14 protein-coding genes are annotated in these 21,106 nt (G+C 63.7%); 8 read left to right on the top strand and 6 right to left on the bottom strand.

Translation table 11 applies throughout. The features are described 5' to 3' along the window. Positions 1 to 2 precede the first annotated feature (2 nt). From VSP_RS05405 to VSP_RS05395, 3 genes are read left to right on the top strand one after another with little or no spacing between them, the layout of a single operon-like run. On the top strand, positions 3 to 758 hold the full coding sequence (locus tag VSP_RS05405) for a hypothetical protein (protein WP_009959262.1): 756 nt from the start codon (positions 3 to 5) through the stop codon (positions 756 to 758). Next, positions 755 to 3,445: a hypothetical protein gene (locus VSP_RS05400; protein WP_009959261.1), complete on the top strand. Its 2,691-nt coding sequence runs from the start codon at positions 755 to 757 to the stop codon at positions 3,443 to 3,445. The genes VSP_RS05405 and VSP_RS05400 overlap by 4 nt, the downstream gene beginning before the upstream one ends. Beyond that, complete coding sequence (locus VSP_RS05395) at positions 3,442 to 6,276, top strand: hypothetical protein (protein WP_009959260.1); 2,835 nt, start codon at positions 3,442 to 3,444, stop codon at positions 6,274 to 6,276. The genes VSP_RS05400 and VSP_RS05395 overlap by 4 nt, the downstream gene beginning before the upstream one ends. A gap of 860 nt (positions 6,277 to 7,136) precedes the next feature. Here VSP_RS05395 and VSP_RS33995 read toward each other — a convergent pair. Beyond that, positions 7,137 to 7,901 (bottom strand): ion transporter, encoded by a 765-nt coding sequence (locus VSP_RS33995; protein WP_009959259.1) that lies wholly within the window; start codon positions 7,899 to 7,901, stop codon positions 7,137 to 7,139. After that, positions 7,898 to 8,413 carry a DUF3592 domain-containing protein gene (locus tag VSP_RS05385; RefSeq protein WP_009959258.1) on the bottom strand — a complete coding sequence of 172 codons (516 nt, stop codon included), beginning with the start codon at positions 8,411 to 8,413 and terminating at the stop codon, positions 7,898 to 7,900. Before VSP_RS05385 ends, VSP_RS33995 begins: the two co-directional genes overlap by 4 nt. A gap of 139 nt (positions 8,414 to 8,552) precedes the next feature. Between VSP_RS05385 and recJ the strand changes: the two genes are divergently transcribed. Together recJ and VSP_RS05375 are read left to right on the top strand one after the other, a co-directional pair. Further along, entirely contained in the window at positions 8,553 to 10,274 is a 1,722-nt protein-coding gene (recJ, locus tag VSP_RS05380) for a single-stranded-DNA-specific exonuclease RecJ (RefSeq protein WP_029190204.1), read from the top strand. 772 nt (positions 10,275 to 11,046) lie between these two features. Then, positions 11,047 to 11,949, top strand: a complete 903-nt coding sequence (locus VSP_RS05375) for an N-acetylglucosamine-6-phosphate deacetylase (protein ID WP_009959256.1) — start codon at positions 11,047 to 11,049, stop codon at positions 11,947 to 11,949. 305 nt (positions 11,950 to 12,254) lie between these two features. Here the strand turns inward: VSP_RS05375 and VSP_RS05370 are convergent, their stop codons facing one another. Then, positions 12,255 to 13,586, bottom strand: coding sequence for a hypothetical protein (locus VSP_RS05370; protein ID WP_009959255.1), 1,332 nt, complete (start codon positions 13,584 to 13,586; stop codon positions 12,255 to 12,257). Between the two features lie 58 nt (positions 13,587 to 13,644). Continuing rightward, positions 13,645 to 14,949 (bottom strand): SGNH/GDSL hydrolase family protein, encoded by a 1,305-nt coding sequence (locus VSP_RS05365; protein WP_009959254.1) that lies wholly within the window; start codon positions 14,947 to 14,949, stop codon positions 13,645 to 13,647. An 86-nt stretch (positions 14,950 to 15,035) separates the two neighbouring features. Here VSP_RS05365 and VSP_RS05360 point away from each other — a divergent pair, with 86 nt between their 5' ends. The 3 genes from VSP_RS05360 to VSP_RS05350 all read left to right on the top strand — a co-directional run bounded on the left by VSP_RS05360 (position 15,036) and on the right by VSP_RS05350 (position 18,942). Beyond that, on the top strand, positions 15,036 to 15,539 hold the full coding sequence (locus tag VSP_RS05360) for a dihydrofolate reductase (protein ID WP_009959253.1): 504 nt from the start codon (positions 15,036 to 15,038) through the stop codon (positions 15,537 to 15,539). A 73-nt stretch (positions 15,540 to 15,612) separates the two neighbouring features. Next, on the top strand, positions 15,613 to 17,700 hold the full coding sequence (locus VSP_RS05355; protein ID WP_009959251.1) for a prolyl oligopeptidase family serine peptidase: 2,088 nt from the start codon (positions 15,613 to 15,615) through the stop codon (positions 17,698 to 17,700). Positions 17,701 to 18,231: 531 nt separating this feature from the next. Further along, a complete protein-coding gene (locus VSP_RS05350) occupies positions 18,232 to 18,942 on the top strand; it encodes a TPM domain-containing protein (RefSeq protein WP_009959250.1) in 711 nt (236 codons plus the stop codon). Positions 18,943 to 19,119: 177 nt separating this feature from the next. On the opposite strand, the gene VSP_RS05345 is transcribed toward VSP_RS05350, so the two are convergent. Both VSP_RS05345 and VSP_RS05340 read right to left on the bottom strand, forming a co-directional pair. Continuing rightward, positions 19,120 to 19,434, bottom strand: a complete 315-nt coding sequence (locus tag VSP_RS05345) for a hypothetical protein (RefSeq protein WP_009959248.1) — start codon at positions 19,432 to 19,434, stop codon at positions 19,120 to 19,122. Positions 19,435 to 19,570: 136 nt separating this feature from the next. Then, the gene (locus tag VSP_RS05340; protein ID WP_198141321.1) at positions 19,571 to 20,926 is read right to left on the bottom strand and encodes a response regulator; all 1,356 of its coding nucleotides are present in this window, start codon (positions 20,924 to 20,926) and stop codon (positions 19,571 to 19,573) included. Positions 20,927 to 21,106 lie beyond the last annotated feature (180 nt).

The raw sequence follows: 21,106 nt of genomic DNA, 5'->3' as shown, positions 1-21,106 counted from the left end.
TCATGACTGCGTCGCCCTTTGCGCCTGTCGCCCCTGCTGCCAGTTCCTGGGTGGCAAGGCTGGCCGTGCCTCTGGCTGCGACGCTGGATCCGCTGCGTCTGCTACCCGGGCTGGAGGGACGGCTCACTGGCGCGTGGATCTGGGTGAAGGGCGACCCCCTCACCGAGTCTCAGCAGGCGCTCTACGCCGCCGTGCCATGGCACAACCGCTTCACTACCGCCCCTGAAGGCTGGCTCTTTGAGTCCGCTCAGGCACTCCCCTGGGGAAGGATGCCCGAGGGCCCTTGGCGTCCCCTGGCCGAGCTACTGGTACCGCTGGCACCGCCCTCCTCCTTCCCCGGGGAGTTGCGCAACCGGGCGCTGCTGGAAATCCGGCGCAGCGACCTGGCCACCCCTGCCGCACTGCTCATGCTGCCCGCCACAGACTGGTACGAATATGCCCACACCGCTCCGGCCCTGCGCCTGGAGCGCCTCCGCTTTGTTCTCAACGAAGACCAGGGGCAGGTGCTGGTTTGCGGAGAGCCGCTGCCGCCGCTGCCGGGTCGCCGGTATTATTTCCACGGTCCCGCCGCCATTCCGTGTGGACATGCGCCAGTCCCCGCACTCCAGCCCTCCACCCTGGCCTCCTGGCTGCGTCTGGCCGAGGGCGAGACCGCCCTCTTCGATGAGGACGGCACGTATGCGCGCATCAGTGAGGACCTCTGGCGGCCCGCCAGCCGCAGCACCGTCCGCGCCAACTGCGCCCCCTTGAAGCGATGAACACGGTGGTTTCCAAAACCGGATTCAGCGGGGAGATGGCCAACGCCGCCGCGTGGCTGACCCCTGCCATGGAGGCGGACTGGCACTGGGACCTGGATGGCGGCGCGATCCTGTGGGAGGACGACACAACCGTGGTCATGGCGGAGGAGCTGGCGCTCATCTGCGAGCGTTATCACCATGAACCCCCGCCGCCCCTCTCCGCCATCGTCTCCGCGCTGGCCATGTTGAAGGGCTGCCGCGGCCCTTCCATCCCCCCAGGCCCAGAGAAGGCCCCACCCCACTGGCCGGCAGATCTGCTGAAGACTCCTGCCGCCAAGCACGCGTTGCTGGACCTGATGTTCCACCAGTTGGAGGATCCCCTGCCCGCCTCAGGGGACACCATCGCCCAACTCATCCGCATCAACTGGCGGCCGGGCGTGGAAGATCGTCTGCAACGGCAAAACACCCGCTACACGAGCCGCGAGCGCATCCGCGTGGCGATCAGTCGCGTCTCTCCTGAGCAGCTACGGTTGCGCCTGGAAACAGGGGTGGAGGGCATCGTCCAGGCCGCGCCAGATCTGCCCAAGCCGGAAGGCTACTCCCCGCAGACGCTGATGAGCGCGCTGGCGCAGGATCCAGAGACCGCTGGCCTCTCCCTGCTAACCCGAGACATCATGGCGGCACTCACCCTGCCACAGGTCATGTCCCTGAAGGAGGAGCGCGCCACCTCCGGCGTGTCGGATCTGAGCAACCGCGGCCCCATTCACCGGCTGCTCCTCTCTGAGCTGGCGCATGATGATGACATGCTGGCCACCCGGCTGGCCCTGGGTGAGGCCCTCTACCTCCAGCCGGAGCCTCCGGCTCACCGCCCCCCGGGCACTCAACTGCTGGTGCTGGACAGCGGCCTGCGACTCTGGGGTGCGGCCCGAATCTTCGCCCTCTCTGCCGCGCTCGCCCTGCGGCTCAAGGCCAAGGCTGGCACCAGCAACGAGGTCTGGCGGGCCAAAGGGGTGTACTGGGAGAAAGTGGATCTCGACTCCGTGGAAGGCGTCAAGAACCAGCTCAAGGTCCTGGAGACCTCCTACGACCTGACCGGCGCACTGGCCAATCTGCCCGACTACCTGCCAGATCATCCGGACCGCGCCCAGGACTTGGTGATCGTGATTCACGATGCGACCCTGCATGACCCCGCCTTTCGCAAGGAGCTGGCCACCCATCTGGACGCCTGCTGCCCGCTTCACATCGTCGCCGTGGATGCTGAGGGACGTCTGGCGCTGCACCAGTACTCACGCCAGGGCATCAAGCTCCTGCACCAGGCCCGCTTGAAGCTGGAGAAACTCCTGTCCCTGGACCAGGGGAACAACCGTGCGGGCACCCGGCTCCGCGCCATGCGCTCTTGGCCGGCCGTCTTCGGCCCCGCCCAACTGCCCTTCCTCCTCGCCCCGGCATCGCCCATCGTGGCCGCTCTCACCCTGAGACACGACAGCCACCAGACGACCTTTGGCCTCACTCAGAGCCGGGAGATCTGGTACATGCGTAATTTCCTCACCGGCGCCCGCCCCATGCCCATCGAGCCCCTGCGCGGAAAGGTCCTGGAATTCTGCATGCGCCAGGAGCCGGAGAAGGACCTGGTGGCAGCCTCCTGGGATCAGGAACGCGCCCAGGTGCAGGCGGTGGTGATCCCCTCGCCCTCCGGCGATGAACCGCCCTCATTCAAGTCCCTGGTACTGGAAGGCGTGGACTCCCATCCCCGCGCCTGCTGGGTGGATGGCGACTGCCTGGTGGTCCTTACCTCCCGCACCCTCCGTGCCGTGCACCTCAGCAGCGGCGCTGAACTTCCCAGTCTGGATCTCCCACCCCATCTCCACCACCTGGGGGAACGCCACTTCTACTCCGGCAATGCGGAGCCGTACACCGTACACCACTGCCTGGTGCAAGGAAACAGCATCAGCCTGCCCGCCTTTGGCACCACCAAGGTCACCCGCCCGGTCCTCGCCTTCCACCGCAAGGGGCAGCTCGGCATGTGGAGTGTGGGAGTCAACGGCGTGATCATCTCGCCTTCCGGGAACCACCACATGGAGGGCCTCTCCTTCCCCCACCGGCTCTCTGCCGCCAAGGCCAGTGCCGATGGCAAGAAGGTCTGGATGCGAACCCAGCAAGGCTCCTGCTTCACCCGGGATCTCGAGACCGGCCAGCTCAGCTCCAACGCCGCCGACCAGGGCCAGTGGCTCTTCTTCGTGGAGAAGACGGCCTTCGCCCAGTTCTCCATGCGCACCCGGTTCGAGGCTGTCGGCCTCACTCCAGGTGGAGAGGTTGCCCTCCGCACCTCACGGGGACGCACCGCCATTGTCACGCTTTCCAACACCTGGTTTCGTCTGGAGCACAAGGCAGACGCGGTCGTGCAGGACTGGCGCACCTTCGGTGAGCCGGAGCCCACTGGACACTTCTGCACGGTCCGCATCGCCGAATGGCCGGGCGGTAGCCGCGCCTTCCTGGATGATCGCGGCATCCTCCACCTCCAGGCGTCCAACCCCGCCCTGGCGGAGGTCAGCATCGGCCTGCCAGCCAACATGATGCTGCCCGCCTGGAGTTCCGACGGCCTGCTGGTGGGCCCCGCCGCCACCATGGACTGCGGTCGCCCCGTCACGGGCCATGCCCAGGCCATCGAGCGCCACATCCGTCGCTTCGTCACGGAGACCCTCACATGATCCCCCGCACGCTCCACCTCGAACCCGCCCGCCATCCCGCAGGCGCTCCCCCCACCGCCTGGTGCCTGCCCGGGGCGGAGGCAGAGCATTGGATCGATGAAATCACGCGCTGGCAGCTCAAGGACGAGTCCGCACTCCGGCTGTACGTGCTGCCGGCCTCCATCCGGTCTCGTGAACCTGCGGGGTTGTTTATCATCCCTGCCGCAGGGGATGCACCCCAGGTGCGCCCCTCCGCCCTGGGATTCACCCGCATTGGCCGCTCACTCTTTGTACCGGTGGATGCCCTCCTGCTGCCAGCGGTGACACCCGCAGAGGCGGATGCCGTGAACCCGTATTCCGGCGCGCTGGTTTTGCACCCCGGACTCGGCGCGGTTGGCTTTGATGCGGGGGAGGAATTCGCCCTTGGAGATCTCTTGATCCGCCCTCCGGAGAGGATCGAGGAATGGACCGCCCCTCTGCCCGGCATCGCCCCCCTGCCGCGTCTGCAGTCCGTGCTGGTGAAGGCCCCATCACTCGACAGCCTCTTTGGCGAGGACTCCCGCGACATCGGCTCAGATCCCGCACCGGAGTTTCAGAATCCGCCCCCCGGGGCGCCCCCTGGCAAAGCCCCTGGGAAAGCACCCTCCAAGGCAGCCAGCGCCCTCGCCATGCCGTTCCTCTGGCTGGCGCAAAAGATTGTCCAGAGCCTTCCCCGCATGGGGGGGAAACGCACGATCTGGAACGATCTGGAAGACTGGGTGAACCGCAAGTTGTCTGGCCCGGAGCACAGTCTGGGAGAGGACCGCAACCGCGCTCTGCAACGACTGCTGGATGAGCTCAAGAACAATCCAGATGAAGGCCTGAAACACGCCCTGCCTCTCACCGGCAGCGGCATGCATCGCGGCACGGCCCCCCCCTCCTCCAAGCTCGGCACCCGTGCGCCGAACTTCGACCTCGGCCGCCTGGGCGGCGGACGCGCCATTGATGCATGGGATGTCTCGCAACAGCACCAGCAGGAGCTGCGCAGACAGTACATGGAACTGGCCAGCCGCGAGGTCCAACTGGGTCGCCATCGGCGTGCCGCGTACATTTACGCCGAGCTGCTGGGAGACCTCAGCACCGCCGCCATCGTGCTGAAAAATGGCGGACATCATGCAGAAGCCGCCGTGATTTTTCGCGATCACCTGCACCGCCCGTTGGAAGCCGCAGAATGCTTCGCCCTGGGCGGGCAGATAGCCGAGGCCGTGAAACTCTACGAAGAAGGACGACGCTGGGACAAGCTGGCCGCCCTCTATGGCGAACTGGGTGAGGAGAAAAAGATGCGCGAGGCGTACCAGACCTGGATCGCCGAACTGGTGCGGGCAGATGATCTGCTGCAAGCAGCAAGCCTGACCCTGAACGAACTGCAGGACCGCCCTGGCGCGCTGAAGCTGCTGGAAGGCGCCTGGCCCACCAGCCGCCTGGCCATGAACTGCATCGAGCGCGCCCTGGAGCTCCGCGGAGCCGCAGGGGAGCACCGTGAGGCCACCCGCCTTTTGGAATCCCTTCCCCATCATCACGATGCCTCCAAGATGCAGCAGATGCTGAGCGTGTACGGCAATCTCCAGCGCACGTATCCAGACCGAACCGTCAAAGCCCGCGCCGAGGACTTGGGACGTCGCGAGATCGCCCGCCTCCTGCCCACCGTGCCGGACGGCCAGCGCAGCACGCTCATGCGACTGCTCCAGTGCCTGAGCCCCGCCGATACCCTGCTGGCCAGAGATGGACGCCGCCACCTGGACGAGCACCAGACCACACGCCGCCCTGCCCTGTCGCAACGCACCCCGAAGATCGCCCCTGCGGGCAGAGTGGATCTGGTGTCCATCTTCAGCGCCAGCCTGCCCTGGAAGAAACAGGGGCTCAAAGTGGTGCAGGCAGCCGCGGTGCACGACAGCTTCTGCCTGCTGGCCTACGATGCCAGGCATCCCCGTCTTCTGGGGCTGCACGCAGGCTTCCGTGAGGCCTCCACCGCCCGGCAGATCGAGTGGAACCTGTCCAGCGATGACTGGTCCGCCACCCCCGTTCCGCTGCTGGTGGCCGCCAGAAACACGAGGAAATATCTGGTGCATCTGCCCCAGTCCCCCACGGTGGTGCATCTGCACTCCCTGCCCGGCAGTGTGCCAACAGACCCCCAGGTGGAGATTGGCACCCCGGGCTGGCTCACCGATCCCATCTGGGCAGCCGCCTATGATGCAAACGGCTGCCTCTGGGCACTGCGACTCACCCGGGTGGGCTGGCGGCTCAGCCAGTTCTCACCCCAGGGCACCATTTCCAATGACCGGCTCGTGGAAGGTCTGGACGACCTGCCCATGCCCCCCACACCGCTGCCCATGGTGGTGACGGCCACACACGTGGTTCTTGCCGCCCTGAACCGCGTCATCCTCATGCCACTGGGAAGCACCCCGCAACGGGACTTCGAGGAAATCACCTTCGACGCCCCGGTGCGCTCCCTCGTGCCCGCCCCCGCCTGGAGCAGCCCCCGCGTCGCCGTCGCCGCCGGGGCAGAAGCCCATGTCCTCTGGCTCGGCGGCGCCCAGCCCCACGCCATGCTGGTCGCGTCTGACCTCGAACCCTCCGCCGCCACCTCCTTCACCAACGACGGTGCCCTGCACGTCATCAGCGGCAGCCAGGGCACCATCGTCCTCGCCAATCACACTGGCTCCATCCAGCGCTGGCAGTTCGACCTTCCCAGACGGGTCACCGCCGTCATGCCCTGCGCCGACCTCTGGACCTTCGCGACCCTGGACGAGGAGTCCACTCTTGCCCTGTGGCGGTATGAGGGGAGGAACTTGCAGCAGAAGAGGAGCCAGTAGCCGGTGCGTCAGTGGGCAGTGCGTCAGTGCGTCAGTGGTCAAGGTGTTGGGGCTGAGTTGTACGGAGTACAGGCTTCAGCCTGCGGAAATTTGATATTCCTCACACAAAGGCACGAAGAAAAACCAAACAACAACCAGCCATCGCAAACCGGGTTGGAGTACCGTCCCGCATGCGGGACCAATGCCATCAGGGAAAAGTGGAGAGGTCGAGCATCTCTCTTTTGTGAAAGTATTGAGGGCCGAAGGTCCGCCATCATTGCAGCCTTGGGCAACGCCCAAGGCGGGCGCTCGTTTTAGATGTTGAGGGCTGTAGGCCCGACGTCATTCAGGGATGCTCGTCATAGGCAGACTTGATGACACCGGGCCTACAGCCCTCAAGGGTAGTTTGGCCATCTATCCCTGGGGCGTTGCCCCAGGCTGGTATGAACCCGGACCTTCGGCCCTTCTGAAAGGGGCTCACCAGTTACAGTCGTGGCGGTTGCGCCATCGCGGCTCCGGGGCGCGCCAAGGCAAAACAGCAAGACGATGCGTTTTCCCTGATGGCATTGGTCCCGCATGCGGGACGGCCAGGGATGCCTGCAGGAGCCGGAGTTCCTCCCCCTCCACCCCCCATACCTGGCGACGAAGTCGCTATGGAGTGCATGCGGGAACCGCCGCTTTCGCGGACCCAAAACGCTTCATCGAGCCCCAACAGACTGACGTTCCCGGCAAGATGCCGGGAACACATCATTGTATTGGGGAGCGCAGGCCGCTGGCCTGCCGTTCCCGGCGGCTCGCCGGGGACTCAAGCTTCACGGGCGCGACATTCCCGGACTCAAATGGGGGAACCGCCCCCTCCAACGCGCTCATTGAGGAACCTCTCAACCGTTCTCCTTCCGCCCAGCCTCTCCTGCCAGGCGGGCCTCCACCGCCTCCAGCTTCCGCTCCACGCTCTCCAGCTTGGCAAGCACCGCATTCAAATCCCCCACCTCCTTCTCCGCATCCTTCTTCAAGAGGTTCGATGAAAGATACGCCGTCAGCGAGCCGAAAAGGCCGATGCCCGTGATCATGAGAAACGCCGCCACCATGCGCCCCTCCGGGGTCACGGGATAGTGGTCGCCATAACCCACCGTGGTCATGGTCACCACGGCCCACCAGAAGGCGTCCTGCACGGTCTGGATGTTGGAGCCCGTCACGCCCTTCTCAAAGTGGAGCATGGCCATCGCCCCCACATCCACAATGAGGAAACAGCCAAAAAGCACGCTCAACAGCAGACTCTGCGCCCGGCTCTGCCGCAGCACCAGCAGGATCTGCCGGCCAGAGCGGATGATGCGCAAAATGCGGAACAGGCGGAAAAACCGCCCCCAGCGGAAGATGTCCAGCGAGGGGATGCTGGAGACAAAATCGATCCAGCCCCACTTCAGATATGCCAGCCGGTTGGGTGCCGTGCCCAGGCGGTGAAAGAAGTCCCCCAGAAAGATGAAACACATCAAGTTATCCGTGAGGTTCAACCCCCACCGGATGTCATCATCCAGATCCAGAATCATCTCCGCCCCCAGAGCCACGAGGAGGTAGATGGAGAGCATCGCCAGCACCAGGTCCCAGACCCGGAGCTTGGTTTCAGAAGTATTCCCGGAACGACTCATGACACGGACTTGGGCGTGACCCCTGGCGAAGTCTTGGGCCGGAGAAAGGCGGAGACCATCATGCCGAACCCGCCCACCACAAACAAAAGGGGGAACCACAAAGAGTACAACGCCGCTCGCGACGCGTGCTGGAGAATCGCCGTCTCAGGATGATCGGGATTCACATAGCAGGTGATGACGTGACCCACCGGAAACTGCCTTACCTTGGCCATGGGCTTGTCCTGCTTGTTTGAGGCCCCCTCCACCCGCTCCACCTTCGTGCCCGTATAGGTTTTCTCGCCGACTGTATAGCGATAGTGAATCTCTGCCCGGTAGCCCAGGGGGGAGTGCGGACTCGGACGGTTCGTGATCAACTGTGACATGATGACTACGGCCTCCACCGGCTGCCAGTGCCGGGTTTCCTCGGCCCGCTGGTACGCATGCCAGAGCACCCAGGTGGCAATCGCTCCCATCACCGCAAGGAACAGTCCCATGGCTGCTTTGATGGCGCGGTCTCCTTTGGTGTCAGTCATGCCTGATGGTGCGCGTGAACCCCCTTCTGTCGAGCGACAAGATGCCGCTCCTCCCCAACTCGGAAACAAAAAAGACATGTACGGCGGCACCACAAACGCTAGGGTGAAAACTCTCCCTCTCCGCCGCCGTCCTCTCCTCATGCCCATCTCCTCTCAGAAAGCCGTCCGCTGGATCCTGGAACCCGTTGATCCTGAGGTTCTGGCCAGTCTGAGGAGCACGACTCTGGGAGCCACGTTGCCACCGCTGCTGGTGCGACTCCTGGCACTGCGGGGGCTGGCCACGGAAGCCCAGGCCAAGGGCTTCCTGCAACCCCGGCTGGCCGAGCTGGGCGACCCCTTCATCCTGCCGCAGATGCGTCAGGCCGTGGACCGCATTCTCCTGGCCGTGGACCGGCAGGAGCAGGTGGTCCTCTACGGGGACTATGATGTGGACGGCGTCACCTCCCTCACCCTCATGACGCTGGTGCTCCAGGCCTACGGTTTGCAGCCGCACGCCTTCCTCCCTCTGCGCATGGAGGAAGGCTACGGCCTTAGCCATGACGGCCTCCTCCGCTGCTTTGAAGAGCACGGCAAGCCCGCCCTCCTTATCGCCATGGACTGCGGCACCGTCTCTGTGGCAGAGACCGACTGGCTCCAGCAAGAAGGAGTGGACTGCATCATCGTGGACCACCACGAACCCGCCCACCGCCTGCCCACCTGTGTGGCGCTGGTGAACCCCAAGCTGGAGGCCCACACCGGGCTCACCTACTTCTGCACCGTAGGGCTGGTCTTCAAGCTCACCCACGCCCTGCTCAAGACCCGTCGGCTGGACACCTTCGACCTCAAGGAGCATCTGGATCTCGTCGCCATGGGCACCGTGGCGGACTTGGTGCCGCTCAAGGATGAAAACCGCGCCCTTGTTCGCAAGGGCCTGGAAAAGCTTGCCACCACCCGGCGCGTCGGCTTGTGCGCCCTGAAGCAGGTCGCGGGCGTGGACGGCTTCATCCAGGCCCATCACATTGGTTATCGCCTGGGTCCCCGGCTCAACGCGGCCGGTCGCCTGGATACGGCGCAGACCGCGCTGGACCTCCTGCTCTGCGAGGATCCGCAGTTCGCCCGCGAGTGCGCCGACCTGCTGGACGCCCACAACCGCGAGCGCCAGGACGTCGAGTCCGTCGCCCAGAAGGAGGCGCTGGCCATGATGGCGGCCGATCCCACCCTGGGCGAGGCCGCCTGCATTGTGCTCGGCTCCCGCTCCTGGCATCAGGGCGTGGTCGGCATCGTCGCCTCACGTCTCATGCGCGACCACCACCGGCCCACGCTGCTCCTCGCCTTTGGGCAGGATGGCCATGGCAAAGGCAGCGGCCGCAGCGTCACCGGCATTTCCCTGGTGGCCGCGCTGGATCAGTGCCGCCACCTCCTGCTGAAAGGCGGCGGTCACCCCATGGCCGTAGGCGTCTCCCTCAAGGAGGAAAACCTGGCCGACTTCCGCGCCGCCATGAGCGCCGCCGTGGAAAGCCAGATCACCGCAGACGAGCTCACCCCGCGGCTCCATCTCTCCGCAGAGATCTCCCTGTCCGACCTTACCCCGCGCTTCCTGGAGCAGTACACACTCCTCGAACCCTTCGGCATGGGCAACCACGAGCCCATCTTCCTCTGCCGCGGCATGGAGCCCATCCTGCCGGGCCAGGTGCTCAAGGAAAAGCACTGGAAGCTCACCCTCCGCCAAGGCGGCCAGTCCCGCCCCGCCATGTGGTTCAACGCCCCCCTCAACGACATTCCCCCGCCTCCCTGGGACGTCGCCCTCAAAGTCCAGCGCCAGGTCTGGCGCGGCCAGGAAACCTGGCAGCTCATGATCAGCGAAGTTCGCGAAGCGGAGTAGCTGAGCCAGTTACAAATTAGAAATTATAAATTAGAAATTATAAATTCTGAATGGAGCTGCCGATTGAGGTCAGCGTCGGCTAAAAGACCAAGCCACCTCACCCGGCCACTTGCTCCCACGCATTCTCACGAATGCATCCACAAGCTTCTCTCCGCCTCACCCCCACACCCCGCCGCAGAAGCAGCTCGTGGCTGCGTTTGTAAAAACGCGGTCAGACACGTCGCCCGCACGACAACAGACCAAGCCACCCCATCCGGCCACTTGCTCCCACGCATTCTCACGAATGCATCCACAAGCTCCTCCCTGCCTCGCCCCCACACCCCGCCGCAGAAGCCACTCGTGGCTGCGTTTGTAAAAACGCGGTCAGACACGTCGCCCGCACGACAAAAGACCAAGCCACCCCATCCAACCACTTGCTCCCACGCATTCTCACGAATGCATCCACAAGCTTCCCTCTGCCTCGCCCCCCCACACCCCGCCGCAGAAGCCACTCGTGGCTGCGTTTGTAAAAACGCGGTCAGACACGTCGCCCGCACGACAAAAGACCAAGCCACCCCATCCGGCCACTTGCTCCCACGCATTCTCACGAATGCATCCACAAGCTTCTCTCTGCCACGGCATCCCCTCATTGCATTCATAATTTATCATTCATAATTCATAATTCATCATTCGAAACCGTCCAATCGGTACAAAAATGACTTCTTCCTATTCTTTGCCCAGCGCTTCCAACGTTTGACCTTTACCCCCGGCGGGATCGCCCGATTTTCCCTCCATGTTCGATCTCCAAGTCAACGGATACGCCGGCACCGACTTCAACCGCGATGGCCTGACGGCGGAAGCCCTGCACCACGCCTGCGAATGCCTGAGAGCCGACGGCGTCTCCGGCATTCTGGCCACCATCATCACCGATGAACTGCCAGCGATGGAGAACCGGCTCGCCACGCTGGCGAGCCTCCGTGAGGCTGATCCGCTGGCGCAGGAGATCATCGCAGGATTTCACATTGAAGGCCCCTTCATCAATCCGGAGAAAGGCTACGTCGGGGCCCATCCTCCCCATGCGGTCAAGCCCGCCACGGTGGAAAACGCCCGTCGCCTGCTCGACGCTTCCCAGGGCCTGGCCAAACTCGTGACCCTGGCCCCGGAGCACGATGCCGGATTTGCCACCACCGCCTGGCTCACCCTCCAGGGCGTATGCGTCTCCGCGGGCCATTGCAACCCCACCTATGAAGTCCTGCGTGAGTCCACGAACCACGGGCTCAAGATGTTCACCCACGTGGGCAACGGCTGCCCCATGCTCATGCACCGGCATGACAACATCGTGCAGCGCGCCCTCAGCCTCCGCGACCGCCTCTGGCTCTGCTTCATTCCAGACGGCGTGCACATCGAGTTCTTCGCCCTTCAGAACTACCTCCGCGCCGCCGGCGTGGAGCATAGCATCCTGGTCACCGACGCCATCTCCGCCTCCCGTCTCGGCCCCGGCAAGTTCACCCTCGCCGGCTGGGACATTGTCATCGGTGAAGACCTCGTCGCCCGCTCTCCAGATGGCTCCCACTTCGTCGGCTCCACCGTCACCTGGCCCCGCATTCAGGAGAACAACGAGAAACACCTCGGCCTGAGCGCAGAAGAGTTGCACACCCTCACTGTGGAAAATCCCCGGAAGGCGCTGGGCTTGTAACAGCACGCGGCCCACGCCCCCCAAGCTTCCCCTCTGCGTTGCCCCCAGGTCAGTGGGGACCGCGCGCTTCCAGCGTGCCGGCTTCTGCATCTTGCAGAACCATCAGTCAAACGTCCCTCCCACCTCACCAGCCCCTCGACTCTCTCCCAAAACCCACCGCTTTGGCGACGCCTGGTGAGGTTCGAGCCCCTCACCACTCCCAACGAAGCCCACTCCATCAAACCTCCGTGCCTTTGTGCCTTCGTGTAAGGATTGTCCGCCTCCCCTCCGCTCGCCACTGCCCACTGACTCACCGGTTTACTGAATTACCGAATCACCGAATCACCGCTCACCGCCCCCATCCACTCCACCACACGCCCGGTGAGCTTGAACGAGCCTGTACGGTTCACGTGATCCGCATCATAAAACTCGTCGGGTGGATAGTCATGATTCCCCCCTTGGTTGAAGTCGTGAAACCAGCTCAGGGGCAGGTCCTTGTCCAGCGCCTCCAGCCGTTTCACCATCTGCGCCATGGCCTCGTGCGTGCTCCAGTCCGGATCTGCGGCCGGTGCGTCCTTCACCCAGGGGTGCATGGGGGTCACCAGCAGGAGGACCTTCACGCCTTTGGCATTGAGCGCCTTCACCGTTTCCACGAACTCCGTCCAGCGCTCCTCGCTCCATTCGAAGTTCGTGGTTTTGAACGTCTCGTTGATGTAGGTCCGCAGTTTCTCGGGTTCCGTCGCATCCGGCATGCCTCCGCGTTTGCGCCCTTCCCAGCCCCAGTCGTCAAAGTTGTGCACTTCCAGCTGGCGCACCTCATCCACAGTCACGGGGCTCGCGGCTGGCGGCACGGGCCAGAGCTTGGACTTGTTCTCCTGATCATAGTGCCAGCCCGGACTGGCCAGAAACTCCGACAGCTTTCGCGGATCCTCCCGCTTCCCATTGAAGCTGCGCGGGCTCACGCCCCACACCACCCATTCCAGCTTGGGCAGCGGCAACACATACTCCCGCACCACCAGGCACTGCATGGCATTGTTCGCACCGGCCGGTGCCAGATTCAGCGCCACGGGAGTACCCTGATTGATCTGCCGGTAGAACATGCGCGTGGAGATGCCCTTGGTCACCAGCGAGTTCCCCATGGCCACCACCCGCAACTGGGGGCGCAGCTTCCAGTAGAGCCGCATCTGCTCCGAGAAGAAGCCGCCGTAGTCCTCCCTCAGCACCAGGGGAGCCTCCTTCCCCTTCGGCAGCGGTGTCATGTCCAGGTACTGGGGCAGGTCCTCGGTCACGTCGAGGTCGTCACTCTGGCTGACATCTTGCAGCTCCTGTTTGTCCGCAAACGGCCGGAGATTCAGCGTCACCTCCTCCTCCAGCTTCTCATTCACCGGCACCTCCTTGGCCGCCACCACACACCAGTGGGCCACCCGGATCTTTGGCACATCGCACACACCGTAGATCACTTTTTTCACCGCGTACTCGTGCCACACCAGTGCATCATCATATGGCAGGATGTCGGCAGGCAGTTTCTTCTTGGAGAGAGCCACCCGGGTAGCGACCACCTGAAGATCCGCCCCCGGCACCCTCTCCACACTTTTTTTCTCGCGACACCCCATCAGCAGGGCCAGCAGCCAGAGGGAACAGAGCAAGCGGGAAGTCATTGAAGGGCAATTTGAAGCAAATCGCCCCGCATTCAAGCCCGGTCAAACGGCCGTAGGCTCACTTCCCCTCGCAGGTGGCCATCCAAGCAGCGATCTGCTGGGTCAGCCTCACCGCACCTGCCCGGTTCATGTGGTCAGCGTCATAAAACTCGTCAGGCGTGAATGCATGGTGGCCCGCCAGGTTGTAGTCCCGGTACCAGCTCCGGGAGAGCTCCTGGTCCAGGCCCTCCAGCCGCTTCACGAGCTGCGCCATGCCTTCGTGGCTCGTCCAGTCTGGGTCGGCGGCCGCCGTCTCCTTCACCACCGGGTGCATGGGCGTGGTCAGCAGCAGCACTTTCACCCCTTTGGCATTCAGGGCCCGTACGGTTTCCACGAACTCGCGCCAGCGGTCTTCCTCCCACGAGAAGTCAGGCTCCTTGAACTCCTTTGTGATAAAGGCGCGGCGCGTCTCCGCATCACTGGTGCTGGGCAGGGCGATTTGATCACGCCCCTCCCATCCCCAGGCGTCAAACCGGGTCACTTTGAGCGAGGCCAGGTCCTCCACCGTCACGGGAGCGGTTGCTGGGGCTGGCCAGAGCTTGTTCTCATTCTCCTGATCATAGTTCCAGCCGGGACTGGCCAGGAAGACTTCCAGCTTCATGGTGTCCTCCCGCTCTGCATTGAAGGCCCGGGGGCTCACCCCCCAGACCACCCACTCCACCTTGGGCAGCGGCAGCACATACTCCCGCACGATCAGGCACTGCAGCGTGTTGTTGGCTCCCGCCGGAGCCAGGTTCAGAGCCACCGGAGTACGCTCGTTCTCAGGCGAAAAGAACTGCCGGGTTTCAATTCCCTTTGTCACCAGGGAGTTCCCCATCGCCACCAGCCGGAGCTGGCTACGCAGCTTCCAGTAGAGCGTCATCTGCTCAGAAAACAGGCCGCTGTAGTCCAGCCGCAGAGACTTGGGGGTCTTGTCCACGCGCAGGGTCTGCCCCAGGTCGATGAAGCGCGGCACCTCCTCGTCAAAGGCAAGGTCATCGCTCTGCGCCACTTCCTGGAGGGCCGAGTTGGCCTCGAAAGGCCGCAGACTCAGGGCCAGTTCGCCACCCAGCTCCTCGTCCACCGGCACCTCTTTGGCCCCGGCCACACTCCAGTGAGCCACGCGGATCTTCTCCGCCTTGCAGTCGCCAAACCAGACCCTCTTCACCTCATACTCATGCCAGACCAGCGCGTCATCATAGGGCACCACATCCATGGGTTTCTTGGCCTTGGAAACTGCCGTGCGCTCTCCCAGCACTTGCAGCTCCGCACCGGGCACACGCTCCTCCCGACAGCCTTGAATAGCTAAAAGAAACAGCACAAAGGCCAAACGGGTGGCAATCATCTGGAGCCACTCTGGAGCAAGTCCCGCCCCACGCAACCACTGGAAACCCGACATTGCGCCACACGCCCCGCCTCCTAGATTGGTCCATGCCCTCCCCGCTCGCCCCGGACATCCAGCTCATCGCCATCGCCGCCATGGCTTCCAACCGTGTGATCGGCCGGGACGGCACCCTGCCCTGGCATCTGCCGGAGGATCTGAAGTTCTTCAAAAAAACGACCGCTGGCCACCCGGTGCTCATGGGGAGGAAGACTTTCGAATCCATCGTGGCCGCCCTGGGCAAGCCCCTCCCCAACCGGCGCAACATCGTCCTCAGCAGCACCCTGGCACCGCAGGAAGGCGTCGAGGTCATCCCACACCTCGCCAGCCTTTCCCAACTGTCTGCCCTGACCTCACCCGTGTACCTCATCGGAGGAGCCCAGCTCTATGAAGCGCTCCTGCCCGTCTGTGATGAACTTTTGCTCACGTGGATCGACCAACCCTACGAGGGCGATGCGTTTTTCCCTGCGTTTGAAGGGGATTTCTCCCTGCGGGAGGTCTTGGGCCACGGAGAGGGCTTTGAGTTCCGCCGTTACGTGCGAAGCGGCAGATAGGGACCCCGGAGCCGGGACGTTAGACTGCTCCGCGCTTGGTGGACCCAGGCGCGCGCCGTTCTACCTCCCACTCATGAAACCATCTGCCTCGATCCTCCTCGCCCTGGCGCTGGCCACCCTCTCGGCTGGCTCTGCCTTTGCCGACGGCCCTAAAGACAACATCATCACCAACGTCCGCCCCATCCCGCCCGTGGGCGTCGAGGTCCCGCAGGCCGACCGCGAGGCCATTGAAAAAGGGCTGCAGGAGCTCAAGGCCGCCATCGAGGACGCGAAGAAGGCCCAGGCCAAGAACCCGCAACTGGCCGACCTGTTGCCTGATGTGGAAGTCTTCCACAAGGCCGTGGACTGGGCCCTGCGCTACCAGCTCTTCAGCAAGCCCCCCGAGATCAAGCTCGCCTTTGAGCAACTGACTGAAGGAAAGTCCCGCGCTGAAGCCCTGAAGAAAGGCGACGCCCCCTGGACCCGTCAAAAGGGGCTCGTGGTTCGAGCCTATCGCTCCAGGATCGATGGCTCTGTGCAGCCCTACGGCCTGGTCATTCCAGACAGCTACGACACCAGCGGTGGAGCCCCGGTGCGCCTCGACTTCTGGATCCACGGCCGCGGCGAGACGCTCAGCGAGCTCAGCTTCGTGGACCAACGCATGAAACAGAAGGGTCAAATCCTGCCGAAGGACGCCATCGTCCTGCATCCCTACGGCCGCTACTGCTGCGCCAACAAGTTCGCCGGTGAGGTGGACCTCTTTGAGGCGCTGGAGCATGCGAAGAAGTTCTACCGCATCGATGAAGACCGCATCGTCATGCGCGGCTTCAGCATGGGCGGCGCGGCCGCCTGGCAGTTCGCCACCCACTTTTCCGACCAGTGGTGCGCCGCCAATCCAGGGGCCGGCTTCGCGGAGACAGCGGAGTTCCTGAAGGTCTTTCAGACAGAGGATGTGAACACCGTCCCCTGGTGGCACAAGAAGCTCTGGGGCTGGTATGACGCCACGGATTATGCCCTGAACCTCATGCAGTGCCCCACCGTCGCCTACAGCGGCGAGATCGATAAACAGAAGCAGGCGGCCGACATCATGGACCGCTTCCTGAAAGCGGAGGGCCTGGACCTCACCCACATCATCGGGCCGCAGACCGCGCACAAGATCCACCCGGACAGCCTTGTCGAGATCGAGCGCCGCCTGGCCGACATCGTCGCGCTGGGTCGCAACCGCACGCCGGCTGAGGTGCACTTCGCCACCAAGACGCTCCGCTACAACCGGATTAACTGGGTGACGGTGGACGGACTGGAAGAGCACTGGGAAAAAGGCCGCGTGGATGCCGTGGTGAAAGGCGACGCCTCTGTGGAGGTGAAGACCAGCAAGATCACCGCGCTCACGCTCAACTTCGACGCCGGGCACAGCCCCTTCCATCTCCAGAAGAAAGTAACCGTCACGCTGGATGGCACGCCGTTCACCACCAGCACGACCAGGCTGGACCGCTCCTTCACCGCCGCCTTCCAGAAGAAGGACGGCAAGTGGCAGATCGCGGAAACAACAGCCTCCGCCCCGGCTGGGGTGCTGGCCAAGCGCCACGGTCTGAGCGGCCCGGTGGACGATGCCTTCATGGACGCGTTCCTCTTTGTCACCCCCACCGGACCGGCCCTGAATCCCGCCGTGGAAAAATGGGTGGGCAGCGAGCTCAACCACGCTGTGGTCGAGTGGCAGAAGCAGTTCCGCGGCGACGCCCCGCAGAAGAAGGACACCGAGGTGAAGGACGAGGACATCGCCCGCCACAACCTCATCCTCTGGGGTGACCCCTCCAGCAACGCCGTGCTCAAGAAGATCGCCGACAAGCTGCCCATCAAGTGGACCGCCGAAGGTCTGGAAGTGAACGGCAAGAAACATGCAGCAGGTGAAAACGCCCCCGTGCTTGTTTACCCGAACCCGCTCAACCCCGCCCGCTACGTGGTGATCAACAGCAGCTTCACGTATCGTGAGTACGACTACCTCAACAACGCCCGCCAGGTGCCCAAGCTGCCCGACTGGGCCGTGGTGAACTTCAGCGAAGCCCCCAACGTGGTGTCGCCCGGCAAGATCACCGACGCCGGCTTCTTCAACGAAGCCTGGCAGTGGAAGCCCGCCCCTGCGGCCGCCCCAGCCCCGGCCCAAGCCGCCCCCGCCAAGCCCTGAGGCCCCTTCCACCCGCTGCCTAAACCGTAACTCCTCGCTCCATCACCGCCCGCCGGTGATGGAGCATTTTTTTGGACCGGCAAGCCAGGACCGATGACATAACTGCCCCACCGCGCCCCTCAGCTCAGAAGTGGCTGCGTTTGTAAAAACGCGGTGCGCTCTTCGTCCCTGCTGCAATTCATCGTCCCGCAACCTACTCCTGCCCAGCAACCCTCACGCATTCTCACGAATGCATTCACCAGCAGCCTCCACCGCACCCCTCAGCTCAGAAGTGGCTGCGTTTGTAAAAACGCGGTGGGTCCCAAGCCACCCAGCGCTTTCTCTCCACCCCCAAACGAAGCCCCAATCCCCGCAAGCTCAGGCCCGCCCTCTAAACAACCCACTCCCAACACCTTGACTGCCCACTGCCCACTGCCCACTGCCCACTGCCCACTGCCCACTGCCCACTGCCCACTGACGCACTGCCGCACTGACACACTGACACACTGACTTCCCCCTTGCTCCCCATCAGAAACGAGAGACAATTGCGCCATGCGCACCCCCATCCTCCTGCTGCTGTTCGCATGGCTTCTGGCCGTGCCCAGCCACGCGGCTGAGGAGGCGATCCCACCGCGGCCACCTTCCAACATCCACGACGACGCCCGGCTCTTCAACCCGGAGCAGACCGCGAAACTCACCGCTCTGCTGGCCTCCACCCAGCAACAGACCGGCGTCCGGATCACCGTCGCCACCTTCACCTACACCAGCGGCATCACCGTCAGCCAGCGCGCTCAGCGGCTGGCCACCGCCTGGTTGGATAAGGAGCCTGGCCTCGTCTTCGCCTTTGACCGGGGCTCCTCCCAACCCGCCATCGCCGTCTCTGCCGGACTCTGGAACACCTACCCGGCGGATGACATCACCATCATGGTCCTGCGCAACAGCACCGTCTTCACCCAGGGCAACCCCATTCCGGACGAGCGCATGGTCGCCGCAATCGAGACCTCCGCCCAGCAAATCGCCAGTCTGGAAACGATCCGCCGCCAGCGGCTGAAGGTCTTCACCAAAAACGACCGCCAGCTCGCCACCGTGGTCATCGTGGTGCTTGCCCTGCTCGGCTGCGCCTCCCTGTGGTTCTCCCGCCGCATCCGGCACAAACGCGCCGTTCAAGAGGAAACCTACCTGTTCCCCAACGTCCACGTCGGCCTGCGCCTGGGAGCCCCCTTTGGCGGAGGCACCGCCGCCGAGGTAAAAGGGCGGAAGTAAGGAACTCGTGACGCTAGCAATACCCTCGAACCCCAAATGACGCACTGACGCACTGACGCACTGACGCACTGACGCACTGACGCACTGACGCACTGACGCACTGACGCACTGACGCACTGACGCACTGACGCACTGACGCACTGACGCACTGACGCACTGACGCACTGACGCACTGACCTACCGATCCTCCTCCTCCTCAGCCCCTTTGGGCGGCAATCCCAACTGCAACCGCATCTCCGCCAGACGGGTATCCATCTCCTCCACAAAACGCCAGGGCAGACGCTTGCGCTGATACTTGCGCCACAGCACATCCCGCAGCGCCTCATAATGTTCCAGCTTGGGCTCCGGCAGAGGCTCCCATTCCTCCATCTCATTTGTCGTGTGGAAGAAGTGCCAGTTCCGCGCATCCCAACAGGCGCGGAAGTGCAGACGGCGGCGTTCTTCATCCCGCTCATGCCATTCATGGGTCTGGGAGTGGAGTTTTACTTTCATGGATAACGAATCGGAGCGGAGTCTAAGCGGGCGGGGTGTCACACACCTCTTGCAGCCAGTTCAGGCCAGATGCAAGCCCGGCCTGCCTGACCGGGCCTCATGTCTCCCCCCTCATGCTGGTCTCTCCGCGGGTGCCTCAGAGAAACTCCGTCATCCCGTCAAACCCGTGCGAGACCGGGATGGCATGCCCGATGTCCTCCAGAATCTGGCGGGTGAGGCACAGCTTCCGGTCCAGGAACACGTCATCATGCATGGGGTCGTGATGGGTCACAATCCAGCGCTGCACCCGGGCCAGCTTCATCAGGGCGCAGGCATTGGGCAGGGAGCAGTGGCCCCAGCCGATCCGGGAAGGGTACTCGTCCGCCATGTACTGGGCCTCGTGCAGCACCACGTCCACCCCATTGAGGAAGGAGACGATCTTTTCAAAAGGTGCCACCTGGGGGTGATACCGGCTCAGGGCGTGGGGTGCCCCAGTGTAGCCCTGGAGGAACTCGTCATCTGGCATCCACACCACGGACTGTTCCCCGGTCTCCACCTTGTAGCCCACCGTCGGCAGCGGATGGTGGGAGAACTCCCAGGTCACCCGCACATTGCCGATCTCCACCGGTTTGTCGGAGATGTGCTGGAAGCGCAGGTTGGAGCGCATGTCCTCCATCTGCACGGGGAAATAGTCCCGGTCCAGCTGCCCCCGGAAGAGTGCCTCCAGATTCTTTCCAAAACCAGTGGAACCGTACACGGTGATGTCGAAGCCCGGCAGATACGCCGGAGTGAAAAACGGGAAACCCTGAATGTGATCCCAGTGCGTGTGGGTGATGAAGAGGTGCAACTTGCGGGGCCCGCCCTCCAGGATGTGGTTCCCCAGCTCGCGAATGCCGCTCCCGGCATCAAAGATGAGCAGGTCATTCCCCACCGAGAACGACATGCAGGACGTATTCCCGCCATACCTCTGGAACCGATGCCCCACCGTGGGCGTGGAGCCACGCGTACCCCACAGGGTGAAGTGTGTGCGCCGCGTATCCAGCACCGGCTGGTAGCTGATGGGTACAGCCGAGGCCGACAGCACACCCGCTCCCGCCACCCGGGCATCGGCCACCATGGTGCCGCCCAGGGCAGCAGACACTTTCCGCACCAGATCCGCGGGGTTGAAGGGCTTGATCAGGTAGTCCAGCGCCCCCAGCTCCGCCGCCGCCTGGCGCTCGGTCTTGAAGTCCTTCGCACTGCACACGATCACGGGCAGGTCCTTCGTCTTCTCGTCCGCACGCAGGATCTTCAGCGCCTCGATGCCATTCATCTTCGGCATCATGATATCCAGCAAAATCAGGTCCGGCAGATCCTCACGCACCTTTACGATACACTCCTCACCATCCGCCGCCAGTTCCACATGAAAACCCGCCCCCTCCAAGGCGTAGCTCATGGCAAGCGCGATGATATTGGCATCTTCAACCACGAGGATGCGCGCGGGTTTGGTACGTGCGGGGGGATTTTGGCTCACTGCGTTGGAACAAAGGCGGCTGTCGCGCAGGCGCAACCCCCAAAATTGCGGGGGCACCTCCAAACGGAACGATCAGAAAAGGGATTGCAAGATTTCCAGGGAGCGGCTTGTTTGTTCACGTGCGCTTATGCGCATATAGGCGCATAAGATCACATCCCTGACACAGGCATCACACCTCCA

This window comes from Verrucomicrobium spinosum DSM 4136 = JCM 18804 (assembly GCF_000172155.1).
Lineage (GTDB): Bacteria > Verrucomicrobiota > Verrucomicrobiia > Verrucomicrobiales > Verrucomicrobiaceae > Verrucomicrobium > Verrucomicrobium spinosum.
Note: the sequence above shows the minus strand (reverse complement) of the source record. Positions and strands in the feature narration are given on the sequence as shown.